Annotated in this window: 20 protein-coding genes; 8 read left to right on the forward strand and 12 right to left on the reverse strand. The window is 67.1% G+C overall.

Annotated features, from left to right (window positions below):
* The first annotated feature begins 136 nt into the window (after positions 1–136).
* From SBP01_RS17670 to purM, 3 genes are all read left to right on the forward strand, one after another.
* Complete coding sequence (locus tag SBP01_RS17670; protein WP_320536736.1) at positions 137–451, forward strand: hypothetical protein; 315 nt, start codon at positions 137–139, stop codon at positions 449–451.
* A 79-nt stretch (positions 452–530) separates the two neighbouring features.
* Positions 531–2219: an amidophosphoribosyltransferase gene (gene purF / locus SBP01_RS17675; protein ID WP_320536737.1), complete on the forward strand. Its 1689-nt coding sequence runs from the start codon at positions 531–533 to the stop codon at positions 2217–2219.
* Positions 2216–3385, forward strand: a complete 1170-nt coding sequence (gene purM, locus SBP01_RS17680) for a phosphoribosylformylglycinamidine cyclo-ligase (protein WP_275214844.1) — start codon at positions 2216–2218, stop codon at positions 3383–3385. The genes purF and purM overlap by 4 nt, the downstream gene beginning before the upstream one ends.
* An 82-nt stretch (positions 3386–3467) precedes the next feature.
* On the opposite strand, the gene SBP01_RS17685 is transcribed toward purM, so the two are convergent.
* Both SBP01_RS17685 and SBP01_RS17690 read right to left on the reverse strand, forming a co-directional pair.
* The gene (locus SBP01_RS17685; RefSeq protein WP_320536738.1) at positions 3468–4247 is read right to left on the reverse strand and encodes a VOC family protein; all 780 of its coding nucleotides are present in this window, start codon (positions 4245–4247) and stop codon (positions 3468–3470) included.
* A 233-nt stretch (positions 4248–4480) separates the two neighbouring features.
* Complete coding sequence (locus SBP01_RS17690; protein WP_190991276.1) at positions 4481–4714, reverse strand: DUF3073 domain-containing protein; 234 nt, start codon at positions 4712–4714, stop codon at positions 4481–4483.
* A gap of 270 nt (positions 4715–4984) precedes the next feature.
* On the opposite strand from SBP01_RS17690, the gene SBP01_RS17695 reads away from it, so the two are divergent.
* Complete coding sequence (locus SBP01_RS17695) at positions 4985–5674, forward strand: septum formation family protein (RefSeq protein WP_320536739.1); 690 nt, start codon at positions 4985–4987, stop codon at positions 5672–5674.
* A gap of 39 nt (positions 5675–5713) precedes the next feature.
* Here SBP01_RS17695 and SBP01_RS17700 read toward each other — a convergent pair whose 3' ends face one another.
* Positions 5714–5764 carry a hypothetical protein gene (locus tag SBP01_RS17700; RefSeq protein ID WP_320538380.1) on the reverse strand — a complete coding sequence of 17 codons (51 nt, stop codon included), beginning with the start codon at positions 5762–5764 and terminating at the stop codon, positions 5714–5716.
* A gap of 51 nt (positions 5765–5815) precedes the next feature.
* Here SBP01_RS17700 and SBP01_RS17705 point away from each other — a divergent pair, with 51 nt between their 5' ends.
* On the forward strand, positions 5816–6649 hold the full coding sequence (locus SBP01_RS17705) for a hypothetical protein (RefSeq protein WP_320536740.1): 834 nt from the start codon (positions 5816–5818) through the stop codon (positions 6647–6649).
* A 40-nt stretch (positions 6650–6689) separates the two neighbouring features.
* Here the strand turns inward: SBP01_RS17705 and SBP01_RS17710 are convergent, their stop codons facing one another.
* Complete coding sequence (locus SBP01_RS17710; RefSeq protein WP_320536741.1) at positions 6690–7937, reverse strand: NAD(P)/FAD-dependent oxidoreductase; 1248 nt, start codon at positions 7935–7937, stop codon at positions 6690–6692.
* Positions 7938–8077: 140 nt separating this feature from the next.
* On the opposite strand from SBP01_RS17710, the gene SBP01_RS17715 reads away from it, so the two are divergent.
* Positions 8078–8569: an Lrp/AsnC family transcriptional regulator gene (locus SBP01_RS17715; protein WP_320536742.1), complete on the forward strand. Its 492-nt coding sequence runs from the start codon at positions 8078–8080 to the stop codon at positions 8567–8569.
* Between the two features lie 25 nt (positions 8570–8594).
* Here SBP01_RS17715 and SBP01_RS17720 read toward each other — a convergent pair whose 3' ends face one another.
* Positions 8595–9650, reverse strand: coding sequence for a DNA polymerase IV (locus tag SBP01_RS17720; protein WP_320538381.1), 1056 nt, complete (start codon positions 9648–9650; stop codon positions 8595–8597).
* Between the two features lie 194 nt (positions 9651–9844).
* Between SBP01_RS17720 and SBP01_RS17725 the strand changes: the two genes are divergently transcribed.
* Entirely contained in the window at positions 9845–10564 is a 720-nt protein-coding gene (locus SBP01_RS17725) for an SDR family NAD(P)-dependent oxidoreductase (protein ID WP_275214835.1), read from the forward strand.
* A gap of 68 nt (positions 10565–10632) precedes the next feature.
* On the opposite strand, the gene clpB is transcribed toward SBP01_RS17725, so the two are convergent.
* Positions 10633–13290, reverse strand: coding sequence for an ATP-dependent chaperone ClpB (gene clpB, locus SBP01_RS17730; protein WP_275214834.1), 2658 nt, complete (start codon positions 13288–13290; stop codon positions 10633–10635).
* Positions 13291–13522: 232 nt separating this feature from the next.
* Here clpB and SBP01_RS17735 point away from each other — a divergent pair, with 232 nt between their 5' ends.
* Entirely contained in the window at positions 13523–13864 is a 342-nt protein-coding gene (locus SBP01_RS17735; protein WP_275214833.1) for a YciI family protein, read from the forward strand.
* A 63-nt stretch (positions 13865–13927) separates the two neighbouring features.
* Here the strand turns inward: SBP01_RS17735 and SBP01_RS17740 are convergent, their stop codons facing one another.
* The 6 genes from SBP01_RS17740 to SBP01_RS17765 all read right to left on the reverse strand — a co-directional run bounded on the left by SBP01_RS17740 (position 13928) and on the right by SBP01_RS17765 (position 18419).
* The gene (locus SBP01_RS17740; RefSeq protein WP_320536743.1) at positions 13928–14353 is read right to left on the reverse strand and encodes a ChaB family protein; all 426 of its coding nucleotides are present in this window, start codon (positions 14351–14353) and stop codon (positions 13928–13930) included.
* 80 nt (positions 14354–14433) lie between these two features.
* Positions 14434–15123: a hypothetical protein gene (locus SBP01_RS17745; RefSeq protein ID WP_320536744.1), complete on the reverse strand. Its 690-nt coding sequence runs from the start codon at positions 15121–15123 to the stop codon at positions 14434–14436.
* A gap of 155 nt (positions 15124–15278) precedes the next feature.
* Positions 15279–16343 (reverse strand): ABC transporter ATP-binding protein, encoded by a 1065-nt coding sequence (locus tag SBP01_RS17750; RefSeq protein ID WP_320536745.1) that lies wholly within the window; start codon positions 16341–16343, stop codon positions 15279–15281.
* The gene (locus SBP01_RS17755; protein WP_320536746.1) at positions 16340–17206 is read right to left on the reverse strand and encodes an ABC transporter permease; all 867 of its coding nucleotides are present in this window, start codon (positions 17204–17206) and stop codon (positions 16340–16342) included. Before SBP01_RS17755 ends, SBP01_RS17750 begins: the two co-directional genes overlap by 4 nt.
* Complete coding sequence (modA, locus tag SBP01_RS17760) at positions 17203–18012, reverse strand: molybdate ABC transporter substrate-binding protein (RefSeq protein WP_275214828.1); 810 nt, start codon at positions 18010–18012, stop codon at positions 17203–17205. The genes SBP01_RS17755 and modA overlap by 4 nt, the downstream gene beginning before the upstream one ends.
* Complete coding sequence (locus SBP01_RS17765; RefSeq protein WP_275214826.1) at positions 18009–18419, reverse strand: TOBE domain-containing protein; 411 nt, start codon at positions 18417–18419, stop codon at positions 18009–18011. Before SBP01_RS17765 ends, modA begins: the two co-directional genes overlap by 4 nt.
* Positions 18420–18430 lie beyond the last annotated feature (11 nt).

Consider the following 18430-nt stretch of genomic DNA (forward strand, 5'->3'; position numbering starts at 1 on the left):
CCCGGTCCTCCGCCGATGATATCCGGCTCCGCGTCGCGCCCTCTCCTTTGGTCCCTGGATGCCCGTGTTGGGTGTTGTTGATGACGGGGCAATCCGGGGAAGCAGCGGATGGGCGGAAATGAGTAGGCTAGAGGGCATGTCTTCTGAAGAAATCCCCGCCGAGCGCCGCGAGGTTACCGTACGCCGGGCGCCCAAATATGTGCCTTTCCTTATTCTTGGCGCAGTGGTGGGCGTTCTGGTTGCCGCCGTGGTGGCGTTCGCCCCCGCCGGCGACGAAAGCTTTGACCGCGGCGCGGTGTTCGGTTTCTTCCTGGTGATGTTCGGTGCCGGCGGCGCCATCCTCGGTGCGGTGGCTGCGCTCGTCCTGGACCGGTGGAGCGTCAGGCACCAGGAACGGGCCGTTGTGGAGGCCGTCCCGGATTCCGAGCCCGACGACGGTACCGGCCAGTAGGTTCCCGCGGGGCGTCACAGCACGGAGTCACAAAAGCCGCACGGCCAAGTGTTACCTCATCTCATGAGATAATCGACCAGTGGCACGCGGCGATGGAAAACTTTCTCATGATCTTCTCCCTGGCGAAAAAGGCCCTCAGGACGCTTGTGGCGTTTTCGGGGTCTGGGCACCAGGTGAAGAAGTAGCAAAACTAACCTATTACGGGCTGTATGCATTGCAGCACCGCGGTCAGGAGTCGGCTGGTATAGCTACCAGTGACGGCAAGCGGATCAACGTCTACAAGGACATGGGCCTCGTTTCCCAGGTCTTCGACGAGACCACGCTGAACACCCTGACCGGGCACCTGGCGGTGGGACACTGCCGCTACTCCACCACCGGAGCCAGCCACTGGGCCAACGCCCAGCCCACCCTCGGCGCCACCAGCACCGGCACGGTGGCTCTTGCGCACAACGGCAACCTCACCAACACGGCCGAGCTCAACGCCATGATCCTGGAACGCAACGGCGGCCAGCTCAGCGGTGAAATGAAGCAGGGCAACACCTCGGACACTGCCCTGGTCACCGCACTCCTGGAAGGCGAGGAGGGCAAGACGCTCGAGCAGACCGCCACCGAGCTGCTGCCCAAGATCAAGGGCGGCTTCTGCTTCGTTTTTATGGACGAAGGAACCCTCTACGCCGCACGCGACACCTATGGCATCCGGCCGCTGGTCCTGGGCCGGCTGGAGCGCGGCTGGGTGGTTGCCTCCGAGCAGTCCGCCCTGGCCACCGTGGGTGCCAGCTTCATCCGTGAGATCGAACCGGGTGAATTCATTGCCATCGACGAGGACGGCGTGCGTTCCAAACGGTTCGCGGAGCCGACGCCGGCGGGTTGCGTTTTTGAGTACGTCTACCTCGCGCGCCCTGATGCTTCCATCTCGGGCCGCTCAGTTTATGAGTCCCGTGTGGAAATGGGCCGCCAGCTGGCCCGCGAAAACACCCAGGAAGCGGACATCGTCATCCCCGTCCCCGAGTCCGGCACTCCCGCCGCCGTGGGCTACGCCGAGGAATCCGGCATCCCGTTCGCGCACGGATTCGTCAAAAACTCCTACGTGGGCCGCACCTTCATCCAGCCCTCCCAGACGCTCCGCCAACTGGGGATCCGGCTCAAGCTGAACGCCCTCGAGTCCGTGATCCGCGGCAAGCGCGTGGTGGTGGTGGACGACTCGATCGTCCGCGGCAATACCCAGCGCGCCATTGTCCGGATGCTCCGCGAAGCCGGCGCCGCGTCCGTACACATCAAGATTTCCTCGCCGCCGGTGAAGTGGCCCTGCTTCTACGGAATCGACTTCGCCTCCCGCGCCGAACTGATCGCCAACGGCGCCACCATTGAGGAGATCTCCCAGGCCATCGGGGCCGACTCGCTCGCCTACATCTCCGAAGACGGCATGATCAACGCCACCCGGCAGCCCCGCGAACGCCTGTGCACCGCCTGCTTCACCGGCAAGTACCCCATTGAACTTCCCAGCTCGGACAAACTGGGCAAGAACCTGCTGGAGCGCACCGACCTCGGCGGCCTCACGCCGTCGGCCTCGGCCCTGCCCGGCGCCACCGTTGCACTCTCCGAGCCCGCCATCGACGACCGCGAGGACCCTGCAGACGTTGAAGGCTCTGACGGCTGCGATCCCGGTCCCGATGCGGAGTTCGAGGATCTGCTCACCGACGAAGACCGTGTGCCCGAGATTCACCCCGCAGCCACCATCCCCGGCGCCGACAAGAAAGAGTCCATATGACTTCCGCATCCCCCGCCGCCGGCAGCACGTCCGGGAACGCCGCAGGCATCACCTATGCCTCCGCCGGTGTTGACGTTGAAGCCGGCGACCGCGCCGTCGAACTGATGAAGGGTGCCGTAAAGGCCACCCACAATCCCTCCGTCCTGGGCGGTGTAGGGGGTTTCGCCGGACTGTACGACGTCTCGAAGCTGCTGACCTACAAGCGTCCGCTGCTGGCCACTTCCACCGACGGCGTGGGCACCAAGGTTGCCATTGCCCAGGCCATGGACATCCACGACACCATTGGCTTTGACCTGGTGGGCATGGTGGTGGACGACATCGTGGTGGTGGGCGCCGAGCCGCTGTTCATGACCGATTACATCGCCTGCGGCAAGGTTGTCCCCGAGCGCATCGCGGACATCGTCCGTGGCATCGCTGCCGCCTGCTCCGTGGCCGGCACCGCCCTGGTGGGCGGCGAAACCGCCGAGCACCCGGGCCTGCTGGGCGAGCACGAATATGACGTCGCCGGGGCAGCCACCGGCGTGGTGGAAGCCTCCGACCTGCTGGGCCCGGACCGCGTCCGTGCCGGCGACGTCGTCATCGGCATGGCTTCCTCGGGCCTGCACTCCAACGGCTACTCCCTGGTCCGCCGCGTCATCAACCACGCCGGCTGGGCCCTGGACCGCCAGGTCTCCGAACTGGGACGGACCCTGGGCGAGGAACTGCTCGAACCCACCCGCGTGTACGCCGCCGACTGCCTGGACCTGGCCCGCACCTTCCCGGTCAGCGGCTCCGCCGGAGGGGCGGCCGTGCACGGCTTCAGCCACGTCACCGGCGGCGGCCTCGCCGCCAACCTTGCCCGTGTCCTGCCGCAGGGGCTCGTGGCCACTGTTGACCGCGCCACCTGGGAACTCCCGGCCATCTTCAAGCTGGTCTCCGAACTGGGCAACGTCCCGCTGGCCGACCTCGAGCGCACCCTGAACCTCGGCGTGGGCATGGTGGCCATCGTGTCCGCCGAGGCTGCCGACGCCGCCGTGGCCCGCCTCAACGACCGCGGGCTGCCATCCTGGGTCATGGGCACCATCACGGAGGACTCGGATTCAATCCTCAAGTCCGGCCCGGACTACGTCCAGGGCGCCAAGGGAGTGGACGGCGGCGCCGTCCGCCTGGTCAACGCCTACGCCTAAACCCCTCATCGAGTGCTCCGTAACCGCCGTTTTGACGCGTCAAAAGGGCCGTTACGGAGCACTCGATGCGTTTAAGCAGACTCTAAACCTCCAGCAGGCTGAACTCGCCGCCCTGCGGATCCCTGAGGGTGGCCGTGGCGCCCGGCGTCTCGTCGTCGTCGGACTCGGGAGCGATCAGCACCTCCGCACCGGCTGCCAGAGCCTTCCGGACCGCGTCCGCCACATCAGCCACGCCGAAGTAGATCTGCCAGCGCGCAGGCGCCTCAGCAGCGACGATCCCGGCCACCTCGGCGCCGTTCACCATCAGCGTTGAGTATGTTCCGCCGTCGTCCTGGGGATACTCGGTCACCTCGTGGCCGAACAGCTGCTGGAAGAAGCCGACGGCGGCCTGCGGCTCGGGCGTGAGCAGTTCCGTCCAGGAAAGCGCACCCGGCTCGTTGTACCGGCCGGTGCCGGTGTGCGTTCCGGGCTGCCACACCCCGGTGGTCCCGCCGCCGGGAGGGTCCATGAACACCATCACACCCGTACCCCCGATCTCCTCAGGCCCGAACACCACGGCGCCACCGGCGTGGGGGACCTCCCCGGCAAGCGCGCCAGCGTCCTCGGCTGCGAAGTAGACGTTCCACTGGGCGGCGGTACCCAAGGCTTCCTGGTGCGGGTTTTGCGGAGCCACGCTGGCCACCAGGTCCTCGCCCACGAAGGCCTGGGCGTAGCTGCGGCCGTCGGGCGTGGGCAGGTCCTTGAAGGTCCAGCCGAACACAGCGGCGTAGAAAGCTTTGGCCGCCTCGACGTCCCGGGTCTGGACGTCAGCCCAGCAGGGTTCGCCGTGACGGTATCGCGGTGCGGGGGAAGTCTCTGGCATCGGGGGTCCTTTCGCGGGAGGTACGTCGCATCCAGACTCCAGTCAACACCAAAAAGCCCGCCACCTGCACCGGATTCCGGTACAGGCAACGGGCCTGATAACTGAGGCCAACACCGGGGGTCTGCTTCAACCAAGGTGCTGAAAAAGAAGCGCTGTACGGCCTGGCCGCTGTGGCGTCCTCTTCGTACTGCGGTGTCACGGGACCGGCCGCCGCGGCGAACGGGCTGCGACAGCTAGCCGATCCGACGGGTGTGCACCTCGTCGTCGTCTTCTTCCAAATCTTCCGCGTACTTATCCACGTAAGCCGAATAGTCCGGTTCAACCGGGTCATTCGCGAAATGGCTCGTGGCAAGACCTTCACGACCCTTGAGCTCACGCTGAAGTGCCGAATAATCAGTGTTCGGGGAGTAGTACTTAATGTCCCGAGCCTGCTTGGTAGCTTTTGCCTTTTGACGGCCGCGCCCCATGGCGTGACCCCCTTTTGTACTCGGACCGGAGGTGGTCACCTTGGCTATCGGTGAGGCCCCGGAATGTTTGGTCAATTTGTCGTACACCTAGATTACATGCTTTCGGCGGCAGGTGCTTGCAGCCTGTGCGTCCGGACGCCATCTCGGGTACCCTTTCCGCGACGAACGCCGGGTTCGCGGCCTTTTTGTTGGATAGAGTTTCTTCAACAGCCGCGTTTCCGGGTGCGCGGAAGGCCACCCGGACGAGGCAAAAACCCAGGAGGGTCCCGGATGGACAACCAGGAACAGCGTCCCTTCCCTCCCAAACCTGCGGGCCCGCCCACGGTTGGCGTGCCGCAGATTACGAGTCCCGCAGCGGCTCCGCCCACGCCCCGGATGGCACCTCCTGCCGCTCCCCCGGGCGCGGTCCCGGACCCGTCCCTGCTGAAGCGCCGCCGGCGTGCATCCCTTTTGCTGAAGGCCTTGTTCGCGGTGGTACTGGTTGGCGTGGTGCTCGCCCTGGTGTGGCTGGCCAACCGCCTCGATACCCAGCCAACTGCCCCGGCCGGAGATCCCGGCTCCGGCGTCGTGGAGATCTCCCCTACTCATCCGGCCAGCCCGCGCGCCCTGCCACAGGAAGGCGTGACGCCGCAGGACTACCGGCTGGGAGACTGCTTCAAGGACTTTGACCCCGCGGCCCTCCGGTCAACCGTGGTGGCCTGCGATTCCCCGCATTCGGCCCAATTGGTGGCCGTGTTCCGTTACCCAGGCAACGATCTCTATCCGGGCCGGGAGGCTCTCGCCGCGAAGGCGCTGGAGGCCTGCCATGCGGCCAAGCTCGCGCCGGCGGCCTATGACTACGCATTGAACTTCCAACGCGCCTACCCCAGCGGCACGAGTTGGGACTCGGGCGACCGCCGCGTGGACTGCTTCGTCACGGCGGACGCCGGGAACGTTATCAACACCAGCGTGCTCCCCTAAGTTTCCGGGGAACACGACGGCGTTGCGGCAGTGCCGCCGTCAGTTGACGTCAGAGGGGTGCTTCGCCAGGGGCGTGACCGAGATGTCCATGTACGGGAACAGCGGCAGGCCGGAGGATCCGGCGTCGCGCTAAACTGGATCATGATCGGTGCCCGCGCCCGACTCCTGGCTTGGCTCCTTGCCCTGGCCGCCCTCCTGGGCGCCTGCACGCCCGCCGGCCGCCTGGATGCCGTAGCAACCGGCCAACCCACCGCCGCCACCTTCTCCGCGCCGTCCACGCCGGGTGCGGGCGCCACCACCCCCGCACCGCCGGCGTCCACCACCGCACCGAGCCCCGTCCCCGCTCCGGCGCCGGTTCCGGTTCCGGTACCCCAGCCTTTCGCCCTGAACCTCTACCGGGAGGGCGACTTCGTGCCGCAGTACACCTTTGACTGGTGCGTTGCTGCGAGCATTCAGATGGCGCACAACCTCATTGATGACACCGGCGGCGGCACCTGGAGCGACCGCACCCAACAGAACGAGCTGTGGGAGATGGCCCGGGCGCGGTCGTCCAACTCGTTCAACGGCGCCAACCCGTTCGGCTGGGCCCAGGTGCTGACCGAGGCCGGCATGGGGCCCTACAGGGTCGTTAGCATCGCCGACTACCGGCAAGCCCTCCAAACCGCCGCGCGCGCCATCGCCGTCACGGGCCGGCCGGTGGGGCTGGTCATGTGGAGCGGCCGGCACGCCTGGGTGATGAGCGGGTTTGAGTCACTCGGCGATCCCCGCCAAGTCCCGGCCGTGGAGGTCACCGGCGTCCGCGTCCTGGACCCGCTCTACCCGTATGGCAGCCCGCAGTGGGGACCTTCGCCCGCGCCGAACAGCCTGCTTACCCCGGAGGAGCTGGCCACGCAGTTCGTGGTGCGCGAGCCGCGGCGCTGGAGCAGTGACCTGCCCACCGGGTACCTGTTGGTGCTGCCCACCGCGCCGGCCTGATCAGGCCGGCGCGGGCTCAGGCAGCCACACTGGAGCAGTGTTACCGGAGCGGATCGAAGGGACGGATCTCCTCCGGAACGTTCCCGGTGGTGATCTGCTCGGCCAGCAGCTTGCCGGTGGCCGGTCCAAGCACAATGCCCCACATGCCGTGACCGCCGGCAATGTAGACCCCCGGGGAGCGGGTGGCACCTACCACCGGCAGCCCGTCAGGCGTGACCGGGCGGGCGCCCACCCAGATATCTTCAAGGTTCTCCAGGTCCATGTGGGTGAACAACGGCCGCACCGAGGCGAGGATGGCATCGATGCGCCCCGTCTGCAACGGCTCGTCCGGTCCGCGGAACTCCATGGTGCCGGCAATCCGAAGCCGCCCCTGGTACGGCGTGCACGCCACGCGCCGGGCCGGGAAGTAAATGGGGAACTCGGCCGGATCATCCGTGGCCACGCTGAAGGAATAGCCGCGGCCGGCCTGGACCTGGGTCCTGACCCCAAGCGGCTTGGCCAGCGCCGGCAGCCACGCTCCGGTGGCCAGCACCACGACGTCGGCGTTGACCGGTTCCTGTCCGTAGCTCTCGACGGAGATCCCCTGCGGGCCGTGGCGCAGCGACCGGACTTCCCGGCCGCTCAGAATTTTTCCGCCGCGGGCCTGCACGGCGTCGGCCAGCGCCTGAACGAACGGTCCGGGTTCGATGAAGCGCTGGTCTTCCATTTCATAGACGGTTGACACGCCGGCGGAGAGCTGCGGCACCTTGAGCTGCGGATTGTCCAGGCGCGTGAGCGGGACCTTTTGCCCGGCCTTTTCCACCTGCTGGATTTCGTGGATGAACGGCTTGCTTTCCTGTTCGCGTTCGAACCCGATGACAAAGGGCCCCTTCCGCGTCCAGGCATCCACGCCGCCGGAAGTCAGCTCATCGAAGGCGTCCAGCGCCATCCGGTCGATCGGCGTCAGTGCTGCCATGGCCTTGGCCCAGGCCTTGCCAGTGGCGTGCAGGCCGAAGCGTGCCAGGAAGGCCCACAGCTTCGGATCCAGCCGGGCCGGGATGTGCAGCGGCGCCGTGGCATCGAGCAGGGCCTTCGGGGCGTAGGACCACAGGGTCGGATCGGCCAGCGGCATGGCCATCCCCGGCGTGAGCCAGCCGGCGTTGCCCCATGAGGCGCCGGCGGCGACGCCGGATCGATCGAGGACGGTCACCTCAACGCCGCGTTTCTGAAGATGCCAGGCCGTAGCCAGGCCAACCATTCCAGCACCGACAACGACGGCGGTGCGCGGCGACTGTGCACGTGAGTACATTTCCACTCTCCTTCAACCATGACGGATGCCACATGGCATTGGCTCCAGTCTGAAGAATATAAAAGAGGACCTCAATTGATTCGGCAATCATTCTGGAGCAAGGTGGGCTTATGCCAACTTATTCAGAAAATGGTGGGACTTTGGCCACAGAACCGAACAACGCTCGGCACCCGCGGCTGGACGAGACCGATCGCCTTATCCTCCGGTTGCTGCAGGCCGACGCGCGCATGCCGAACAATGCCATTGCCGCAGCTGCTGGCATCGCCCCCTCCACCTGCCACGGTCGGATCCGTGCCCTCCAGGAAAGCGGCATCATCCGGGGCTTTCACGCTGACGTGGACCCGGCGGCCGTGGGCCGCGGACTGCAGGCCCTGATCGCCATCAGGCTGCATGCCCACGCCCGGTCCAACCTGACCAAGTTCGAAAAATACCTGGCCGGCCTGCCCGCCGTCGAGAGCATCTTCTTTGTCACCGGGGACCGGGACTTCCTCATCCACGTTGCCGTGGCTGACTCGGCCGCGCTCCGTGACCTGGTGGCCGCCAACCTCAGCGTCAGGCCCGAGGTGGCCGGGACGAATACCACCGTGATCTTTGACTATGTGCGGCCGACGGATACACCACTCTCCGCCTGACCGCATCACCGCGTGGCCCTGGCCGTCACCAGCCGCCGCGCGTAGGCGTGTGCCCCTTTCGGGCATCCTCCGGCATGGCCATCTCCGCCCGCAGCCCCAGGAGGCGGATGGGGCGGCCCGGTTCGATCGCGGCCGCGAGGTCCAGGGCGCGGGCCAGGATGTCGTTCCGGTCGTAGGTCTCGGGGATTTTCCGGGCATGGGTGGTGGTGGCGAACGGCGCATAACGGACCTTGAGGGTCAGCCCCACCACGGGACGCCCTTCGGCCACAACATCCTCGAGGACACGCGCCGCCAGCTCCCTGACTGCACCGTCCACCTGCAGGGGATCGGTCAGGTCCTGCTGGAACGTGGTCTCCCGGCTGTGCCCCCGCGCCACCCACGGCGTGTCGTCCACCACGCTGGCACCGTCTCCGCGCCCCAGCTCCGCATACCAGGGACCCATCCTGGGGCCGAACTCAGGGACCAGGTCCAGCGGGTCGGCCGCGGCTAGCTCGGCGACAGTGTGGATGCCGAGTTTTGCCAGCCTCCCGGAGACCTTGGCGCCGACGCCCCAGAGGTCCCTGGTGGGCCGGGGACCCATGACCTCAAGCCAGTTCCCCGCAGTAAGGCGGAAGATGCCGGCCGGCTTGCCAAAACCGGTGGCCACCTTGGCGCGGACCAGGGTATCGCCAATGCCAACGCTGCAGTGCAGCTGCGTCCGGCCCAGGACAGCAGCCTGCACCTGCCGTGCGTAGGCTTCAGGATCCGCCGTGGCCGTGCCAATAAAGGCCTCATCCCAACCAAGCACCTGCACCGTGGCGCCGGGTTGAGCGCGCAAGGTGGCCATGACCGTTTCAGACGCTGCGAGGTAGGCCTCGTGATCGACCGGCAGGATCACGGCGTCGGGCACTTTTCGGGCGGCGATCCGCAGGGGCATTCCGGAACTGACACCGAACACCCTGGCCTCGTATGAGGCGGTGGACACCACGGCCCTTTCAGAGGGGTCGCCCCGGCCGCCGACAATGATCGGCCTGCCCGCAAGCTCCGGCCGCCTGAGCACTTCGACTGCGGCAATGAACTGGTCGAGATCGACGTGCAGCACCCACTGGATTCCGCTCACTCCACCAGTCTGCCCTAAACACCCCCGCGCAGCGCGTGACACTTCTCAACCAGCCCGCGACGAAAGTTGACTTTTCAAGTATTAGTGGGATGATAGATGCATACGCATGAAGATGCGTTCCGCGGGAACACCCTGAGGGTCGTGACCGCGACATCGCTTTAGAGATTGGACTGACCATGCAACTCGAGAACAAAGTGGCATTCATTACCGGCGGCGGATCGGGGCTCGGCCTCGCGACCGCAAAGACCTTCATCGCCGAAGGCGCGAAGGTTATGATCTTCGATTTCAACCCCAAGTCGCAGGAAGTGGCCGACGAGATCGGCGCAAGGTTTGTCCAGGGCGACGTCGCGAAGGCGGAAAGTGTTGAGGCCGCCGTCGCCAAGACGGTCGAGGAATTCGGCCGCGTCGACATTGCCGTTGCCTCCGCGGGCGTCGGCGGCGAGGGCGACGTCGTCACCTCGACCGTCGAAAACTGGGAGCGCACCAACGGCATCGACTACTCGGGGGTCTTCTACACCAACAAGTACGTCATCGAGCAGCTTCTCAAGCAGGGCCAGGGCGGCGTTGTGGTTAACCTCGCGTCGATGTTCGGCCTCGTGGCTGTCTCCAACAACATCGCGTACTCGGCCTCCAAGGGCGGCGTTGTGAACATGACCCGAGCCGCCGGGACGATGTACGCGAAGGAGGGCATCCGCGTGAACGCGGTGGCCCCGGGCGTCATCCGCACCCCGCTGATCGACGAGCCCACTCTCGAACAGTACGCAAAACTGCACCCGGCCGGCCGCGTGGGCGAGGCGCAGGAAGTTGCGGACCTCATCACCTTCCTGGCGAGCGACAAGGCCAAGTTCATTACGGGCGCGACCATTCCGGTCGACGGCGGCTACACGGCCGTCTAGCGAAAACCGGCCGGACGCGAAAATGCCCCCTCCATCCGGAGGGGGCATTTTCGCGTTTCGGTTCTTTCCTACGCCTTGCGACGGACCACCAGGCCGGTGCCGGCGGGAGCGCCGCCGTCGGGCCCTGCCGGCGCCTCAAGACCCTCGATGGTGAGTTCGTCGACATCGGCAGCAGTGTCTACGAGGACGGTGTCGCCGTCCGCGATCGTTCCGGCCAGGATGGCCTTGGCCAGGCGGTCGCCGATCTCGCGCTGCACGAGCCGGCGGAGCGGCCGGGCACCATATGCGGGATCGAAACCGGAGAGTGCCAGCCAGGCGCGGGCGGCCTCGGACACTTCCAGGGTGAGCCTGCGGTCATGCAGCCGCTTTCCGAGTTCAGCCACCTGCAGTTCCACGATGTGGGACAGCTCGTCCACGGTGAGGGCATCGAACAGGACCACTTCGTCCAGCCGGTTCAGGAACTCCGGCTTGAAGGAGGCATTCACGGTGGCCATGACGGCGTTCCGCTTGGCATCGGCGGAGAGCGTCGGGTCCACCAGGAACTGGCTGCCCAGGTTCGAGGTCAGGACCAGGATGACGTTGCGGAAGTCCACGGTGCGGCCCTGGCCGTCGGTGAGGCGGCCGTCGTCGAGCACCTGCAGCAGGATGTCGAAGACTTCCGGGTGGGCCTTTTCCACCTCGTCGAGCAGGATCACCGAATACGGCCGGCGGCGGACGGCTTCGGTCAACTGGCCACCCTCCTCGTAGCCGACGTAGCCCGGAGGTGCGCCGACAAGGCGGGCCACCGAATGCTTCTCACCGTATTCGGACATGTCGATCCGCACCATGGCGTGTTCGTCGTCGAACAGGAAGTCCGCGAGCGCCTTGGCGAGTTCGGTCTTGCCCACGCCGGTGGGGCCAAGGAACAGGAAGGAACCCGTGGGCCGGTTGGGGTCACTGATGCCTGCCCGGGCACGCCGCACGGCGTCGGACACCGCGGTCACGGCCTTGGACTGGCCGATCAGGCGCTTCCCCAACTCCTCCTCCATGTGCAGCAGCTTCTGGCTTTCGCCCTGCAGCATGCGGCCGGCGGGAATGCCGGTCCAGGCCGAGATGACCTCGGCGATGTCGTCCGCGGTCACCTCTTCGGCCACCATCTGGGCCGGCTTGTCGGTGACGGCTGCTTCGGCTGCTGCTGCTGCGCTGAGTTCGCGTTCGACGGCGGGAATCTCGCCGTAGAGGATCCGCGAGGCCGTCTCCAGGTCGCCTTCGCGCGCCGCCTTGTCATAGGTGGAACGCAGTTCGTCCAGCTTCGCCTTCAGGTCGCCCACCCGGTTCAGGCCCGCCTTTTCGGCTTCCCAGCGGGCGTTGAGCGCATCCAGCTCTTCGGTTTTGTCGGCCTTGTCCGCGCGGAGGGCAGCCAGCCGCTCCACGGAGGCTGCGTCCTTTTCATTCTCGAGGGCAAGTTCCTCCATGGTGAGCCGGTCCACGGCACGGCGCAGCTGGTCGATTTCCTCGGGGGCGGAGTCGATTTCCATCCGCAGCCGGGAGGCGGCCTCGTCCACCAGGTCGATGGCCTTGTCCGGCAGCTGGCGGCCGGCAATGTAGCGGTTGGACAGCGTGGCTGCGGCCACCAGGGCAGCGTCCGCGATGGTCACTTTGTGGTGCGCCTCGTAGCGTTCCTTCAGGCCGCGGAGGATGCCGATGGTGTCCTCGACGCTCGGCTCACCGACGTAGACCTGCTGGAACCGGCGCTCCAGGGCCGGGTCCTTCTCGATATTCTCGCGGTACTCATCCAGCGTGGTGGCCCCGATCAGGCGCAGCTCGCCACGGGCCAGCATGGGCTTGAGCATGTTGCCGGCATCCATGGACGACTCCCCCGTGGCGCCCGCACCCACCACCGTGTGGATCTCGTCAATAAAGGTGACAATCTGCCCTTCGGAGCTTTTGATTTCCTCCAGGACGGCCTTAAGCCGCTCCTCGAACTCGCCGCGGTACTTCGCGCCGGCGACCATGGAGGCCAGATCCAGGGCGATCAGGGTCTTGCCGCGCAGGCTTTCCGGGACGTCATTGGCCACGATCCGCTGGGCCAGGCCTTCCACCACAGCCGTCTTCCCAACGCCGGGCTCGCCAATGATGACGGGGTTGTTCTTGGTCCGGCGGCTCAGCACCTGGATGATGCGGCGGATCTCGGTGTCGCGGCCGATCACCGGGTCCAGCTTGCCCGACCGCGCCATCGCGGTGAGGTCAGTGCCGAACTTCTCCAAAGACTGGAACGTATTCTCGGGGTCCGGGCTGGTGACTTTACGGTCACCGCGGACACCCGGCAGGGCGGCGAGGAGCGCTTCATGGGAGGCGCCGGCGTCGCGCAATAACCGCCCGACGGCGTCACTTCCGGCGGAGAGCCCCAGCAGCAGCACTTCGGTGGACACAAAGGTGTCACCGAGGCGGTCGGCCTCGTTCTTGGCGTTTTGGATGGCTTGCAGGGCAGGCCGCGACAGCTGCGCCTGCTGCGCTGAGCCGCCCGAGGTTGCGGGCAACGCCTTGATGGCGCTGCTTGCCTGGACGCTGACGGCGTCCGGGTCAGCGCCTGTTGCGCGCAGCAGTGCCACGGCCACGCCCTCCCGCTGATCCATCAGGGCCTTGAGCAGGTGTGCAGGCTCAACCTGGGGGTTGCCGATGGTGGAGGCATTCATGGCTGCCGCCGAAAGAGCCTCCTGGCTCTTGGTGGTGGGTTTGAAATCCAAAGAGAGCTCCTTCCGAATGAGCGTTTTCGCTAAGTTGAGTGTACTACGCTCAACTTTGATTCCCGTCAGACGGAGAGCAGATTTTGCCCACAGCGAACCCGACCTTCGGCATCATCGCCCGGTCGCCCGGAAGCGGTGTCCTTGCACTGTATCGCCGCCGGGGCGATCAACCTAGGATCGATGTGTGACCGGGGACCACCGTTCCGCCGGCGCACTCCAGCGGAGGTAAGCCATGAAGAAGTTTGCTGTTCTTTACGTCGCACCGCAGTCAGCCCAGGCCCAGATGGCGCAGAGTTCGCCGGAAGCCGCGCAGGAGGGCATGAAGGCCTGGATGGAGTGGGCGGACCGCGCCGGAAGCGGGATTGTGGACATGGGCAGCCCCCTGGGGGAGGGCCGGGAAATCACCGCAACGGGCGCTACCGAGGTCAGCAGCGGCAACCACATTGGCGGCTACGGCATCCTGCAGGCCGAGGACCTTGCCGGCGCCGAGGCCCTGCTTGAGGGGCACCCGCACCTGATGATGCCAGGGGCCAGCATCCAGGTGTACGAGTTCCTGGACATGCCCGGCATGTAGCACTGGGGGCGGATGCGGGGTGGGCCGCTTCCCGCTAGTCCCCCAGGTTTAGTCCCGCGGCCCTTAGTCCCCCCGGGCCTTCCGGGTTGCGGCGTCATTCGCCTTCTGCAGTGCTTTGACGAGCTCATCCTTGGTCATTTTTGACCGGCCATCGATGTCCAGTTCCTGCGCACGCCTGTAGAGGTGCTCCTTCGACGCATTGGCATCGACGCCCCCGGCCGTGGGTTGGGCCGAATCAACCCCCTCCGCTGCCCGCTTGTCCGAGGGCCCGCGCTTTTCCTTCGGCTCCCAGTGGTCACCCACCTTTTCGTAGCTGTGTTTCAGCGAGGCGTACGCTGCACGCGCCGCCCGGCTCTCGTCGTTGTCGTAGGACTCGAGGGCGGAATCGTAGGTTTTGGCGAAAGTGTCCTGGGCTTTTTGCTCGGAACGCTGCAGGGTCGAGGGCAGCTCGTCCTTGCGGGCGTGATCGTTCTTGCCGGTTTTAGGCATGTCCTTCACTCCTTGGTCCGCAGGTTAACCGTTGAGACAAATCCAGCTTAAGTGCCCGCAGCCGGCTTGTGGCCAGCCTTTTAGTAGCCGGCCGCGGGTTTGGTCTCGATGTAGTTGATCACCAGGAACTCCCCCGCGGGGACCAGTTCCACATACCAGCGGGTGGTCTTGTCCAGGTCCTCCCAGCTGCCCTGGCCGGCAACCACCGGGCGGTAGACGGCATCGAACTTCAGGAACGTGCCGCTGTCCGTGGCGCTCGAATCGATCTCCTGGAGCAGTTCAAACTTCCCCCGTCCGCTGCTTTCCGGGGCCGCAGAGCGGATGGCGGCCAGGTTCTGCTGGTTCATCACCTTCACCGCGGCAAAGTAGTCCTGCCAGGCCACATCTCTGTGCGACGTGAACGAGGTGGTGGAGTAGGCATCCGCGTATCTGGACGCGAGCCTCTCAACACAGGTTTCCGGGACTGCGCTGCCCGGGCTCCAGGCGGCGACCAGCTCGGAACCGGCATTAAGCCAGCCGCTGTAGGCGTTGAGGACGCTGCCGATCGTTTCGCGCGGGGTGCCGAGGGGGATTCGTACGGGAGTCAGGTCGTTCTTCCCAACAAACGGACATTCCGGCGGCAGCGCTGAAACGGGGGTGGCCGGGGCGATGTCCGGGAGAGGCGCCGGTGACGGAAACAGGCTGCAACCGCTCAGGGCTGCCAGCAGCGCAAGGGCGGCAGCCGCCGTCGTCCATTTTCTGCCGCGCGAACGGCTGACCCGAACCTTCATGATTCTCCCCCCATACCGCCGCGTCCGGACGACGCTGACCAGCCTACCCGCGCCGGGGGCGCATCAAGTGAGAGAGCGTTCGACAAAAAGCCACATTAAGTGAGAGAGCGTCGGGTGGGGCAAGGGCAGCGGTGTGGGGCAGGGGCGGCCGGGGTTCAGGCCGGGTAGATGGACACGGCGCCGGCCTTGATCACGAAGTACACCTCCATGCCGGGCGCGAGGCCCAGATCGGCGGCGGCGGCCGGGGTGATGTCCGCGCTCAGCCGGCCGCTTTCGCCCGCGCGGACGCGGATCTGGTCGCCGTGCGGCTCCAGGTCCGTGATGGTCACCCGGAAGGCGTTGCGCGGGCTGCCGTGCGCTTCGGACAGGAAAACGGAAACGGCCGACGGCGGGAAGACCGCCACGCCCGGCTGCCCCGCGGGCAGGGGGCCGGGGACGTCGTGGTGCTGGCCGTAGAGGTTCAGGCCGCCGGAGTGCAGGCCGTGTTCGGTGACCTCGCCGGACAGGAAATTGAGCCCGGCGAGCCCGGCGGCGAACCGGCTGCGCGGCCGCTGCAGGACCTCGCGGGTGGGGCCTTCCTCGCTGATCCTGCCGTTTTCCAGGACCACCACACGGTCCGCGAGCATCAGGGCATCCAGGACGTCGTGGGTGATGATCACGGCGCGTCGGCCAGCCAGGACGCGCTTCAGGAGACGCCGGAGCAGCGGGGCGGCGTGGATGTCCAGTGCGGCCATGGGCTCGTCCAGCAGCAGCAGCCCCGGATCGGCCGCGAGCGCCCGGGCCACAGCCACGCGCTGCGCCTGGCCGCCGGACAGCTCCGACGGGCGGCGCGTCTGGAGGTCGGTGGCCTCCACCTCCGCCAGCCACCGAAAAGCGGCCGCCCGGGCGGCGTCCTTCGGGGCGCCGGCACTCCGCGGCCCGAACGCCACGTTGTCCAGCACGCTCAGGTGCGGAAACAGCAGGGGTTCCTGGGCCAGCAGGGCGGTGCCGCGGCGGTGCGGCGCCGTCCACGCACCGCGCCCGGCGGTGAGGTCGAAGAGGATCCTGCCGTCCAGCTCCGCCCTGCCCGAATCGGGGTGCAGCAGGCCCGCAATGATGTTGAGCAGGGTGGATTTGCCCGCGCCGTTGGCCCCCATCACGGCCACCGTTTCGCCCGGCCCGACCCGGAGGGACACGTCGAATCCGCGCTGCTCCACGGCTGCCTGAACCACGAACGTCACCGGACGTCACCGCTGTGGGCGGGCGCCGCCGTCGTGCTCCCGGCCCCTGCCGGCCGGCCCGCCCGCGGGCCCCGGTACGCGAGCGCCACCACGGCCAGTGCCACTGCCACGAGGACCAGGGAAAGCGCGACGGCGGCGTCCGCGTCCGTTTCGCGCTGCAGGTAAATCTCCAGCGGCAGGGTCCGGGTCACCCCCTGCAGGCTGCCCGCGAACGTGAGGGTGGCGCCGAATTCACCCAGGCTGCGCGCGAAGGAGAGCACCGCGCCGGACGCCAGGCCCGGCAGCACCAGCGGCAGCGTGACCCGCCGCAGCACAGTGGCGGGGCTGGCGCCGAGGGTGGCGGCCACGGCTTCGTATTTGGGCCCGGCGATGCGCAGCGCGCCCTCCAGGCTGACCACCAGGAACGGCAGGGCAACAAACGTCTGGGCCAGCACCACCGCAGTGGTGGAGAACGCAATCTGCAGCCCCGCCACCTCCAGCGCCCGGCCCAGCAGGCCCATCCGGCCAAACGTATACAGCAGCGCAATGCCGCCCACCACCGGCGGCAGCACCAGCGGCAGCAGGACCAGTGAGCGCAGCACCCGCTGGCCCGGGAAGCTCCCGCGGGCCAGCACCAGGGCGAGCGAGACCCCCAGAATAATGCACAGGACAGTACTCGCGGCCGACGTGCGAAGGCTCAGCCCCAGCGCGGTGAGGGAGGGCTCCGAGGTGACCAGGGGAATGAAGTTGGCCCAGTTGACCTTGGCCACCATGGCGACGACCGGGAGGACCACGAGCAGTGCGCCGGCCGCCGCCACAGCGTAGATCCAGCCGGGAATGCCGGTGTACGTGGCGCCTCTGCGGGCACTGACGCGCCCGCTCACGGCGCGCCGAAGCCGGCAGCGGCCAGTACGGCCTGGCCTTCCGGGCCGCGGACGAAGTCCACGAACCGGTCAGCCAGCGGCTTGTTTCGCGCGCCCCGCACTACGGCAATGGGATAGGTGTTGATGGCTTTGGCCGCTTCTTGAAAGGGGATCTCCTGCACCTTTGGACCCGCGCCTTTGGCGTCGGTGACGTAGACGAGCCCCGCGTCGGCTTCCCCGGACGTGACCTTGCCCAGGACATCGGTGACCGAGGATTCCTCGCTGACCGGGCTGAGGGCGGTGCGGGTTTCCTGCTCGATGGCTGTGGCGGCGGCACCGCAGGGCACCTGGCTGGCGCAGGCCACCACCTTCACGCCGGATCTGGCGAGATCGCTGAAGCCGGTGATGCGGGCCGGGTTGCCGGGGGGAACCACGATGGTCAGGGTGTTGGTGGCGAAGTTGCCGGGCGTGCCCGCCACTAGATCGGCGGCTTTGAGTTTGTCCATGTTGCGCGTGTCCGCGGAGGCAAAGACGTCGGCCGGAGCGCCCTGGGTGATCTGGGTGACCAGGTCCGCGGAGCCGGCGAAACTGAGGGTGACGCCTGTTCCCGGGTTGGCCGCCTCGAACTTTTTGGCGATGCCCGTGAAGGCCGTTTTGAGTGACGCCGCGGCGAAGACGGTGACGCTGCCCGCAGCGCCGGACGTGCCGCCGTCGCCCGTTCCTTCCTGGCCTGCCGTGCCGCCCTGCCCTGCCGTGCCGCCCTGCCCTGCCGGGGAACAGCCGGCGAGTGCCAGTGCGAGGACCAGCGCCATCACGGCGCGCCTCATGCGGAGCCCTTGCCGTGCGGGGTCTCGATGATGACCGTGGTGGCCTTGACCACGGCGGTGGCCACCGAACCGAGTTCCAGGCCGAGGTCGCGGACGGCTTCGCTGCTCATGAGCGAGACCACCCGGAACGGGCCGCACTGCAGCTCAACCTGCGCCATGACCTTATCCGCCGTGATGCCGGTGACCAGGCCGACAAAGCGGTTGCGTGCCGAGCTGCCGGCGCGGTGCGGATCATCGGGAAGCTGAGCGAGTTTCTGGGCATGCGTGGCCAGTTCCAGCCCGTCCACTGCCAGCCGGCCGGCGTCGTCTTTGATGGCGGTCAGGGTGCCGTTGTCCGTCCAGCGGCGGATGGTGTCATCGCTGACGCCGAGGAACCTGGCCGCTTCGGAAACGCGAATCGTGGGCATTTGGCCATAAT

It is taken from the genome of Pseudarthrobacter sp. IC2-21, from assembly GCF_034048115.1.
GTDB lineage: Bacteria > Actinomycetota > Actinomycetes > Actinomycetales > Micrococcaceae > Arthrobacter > Arthrobacter naphthalenicus.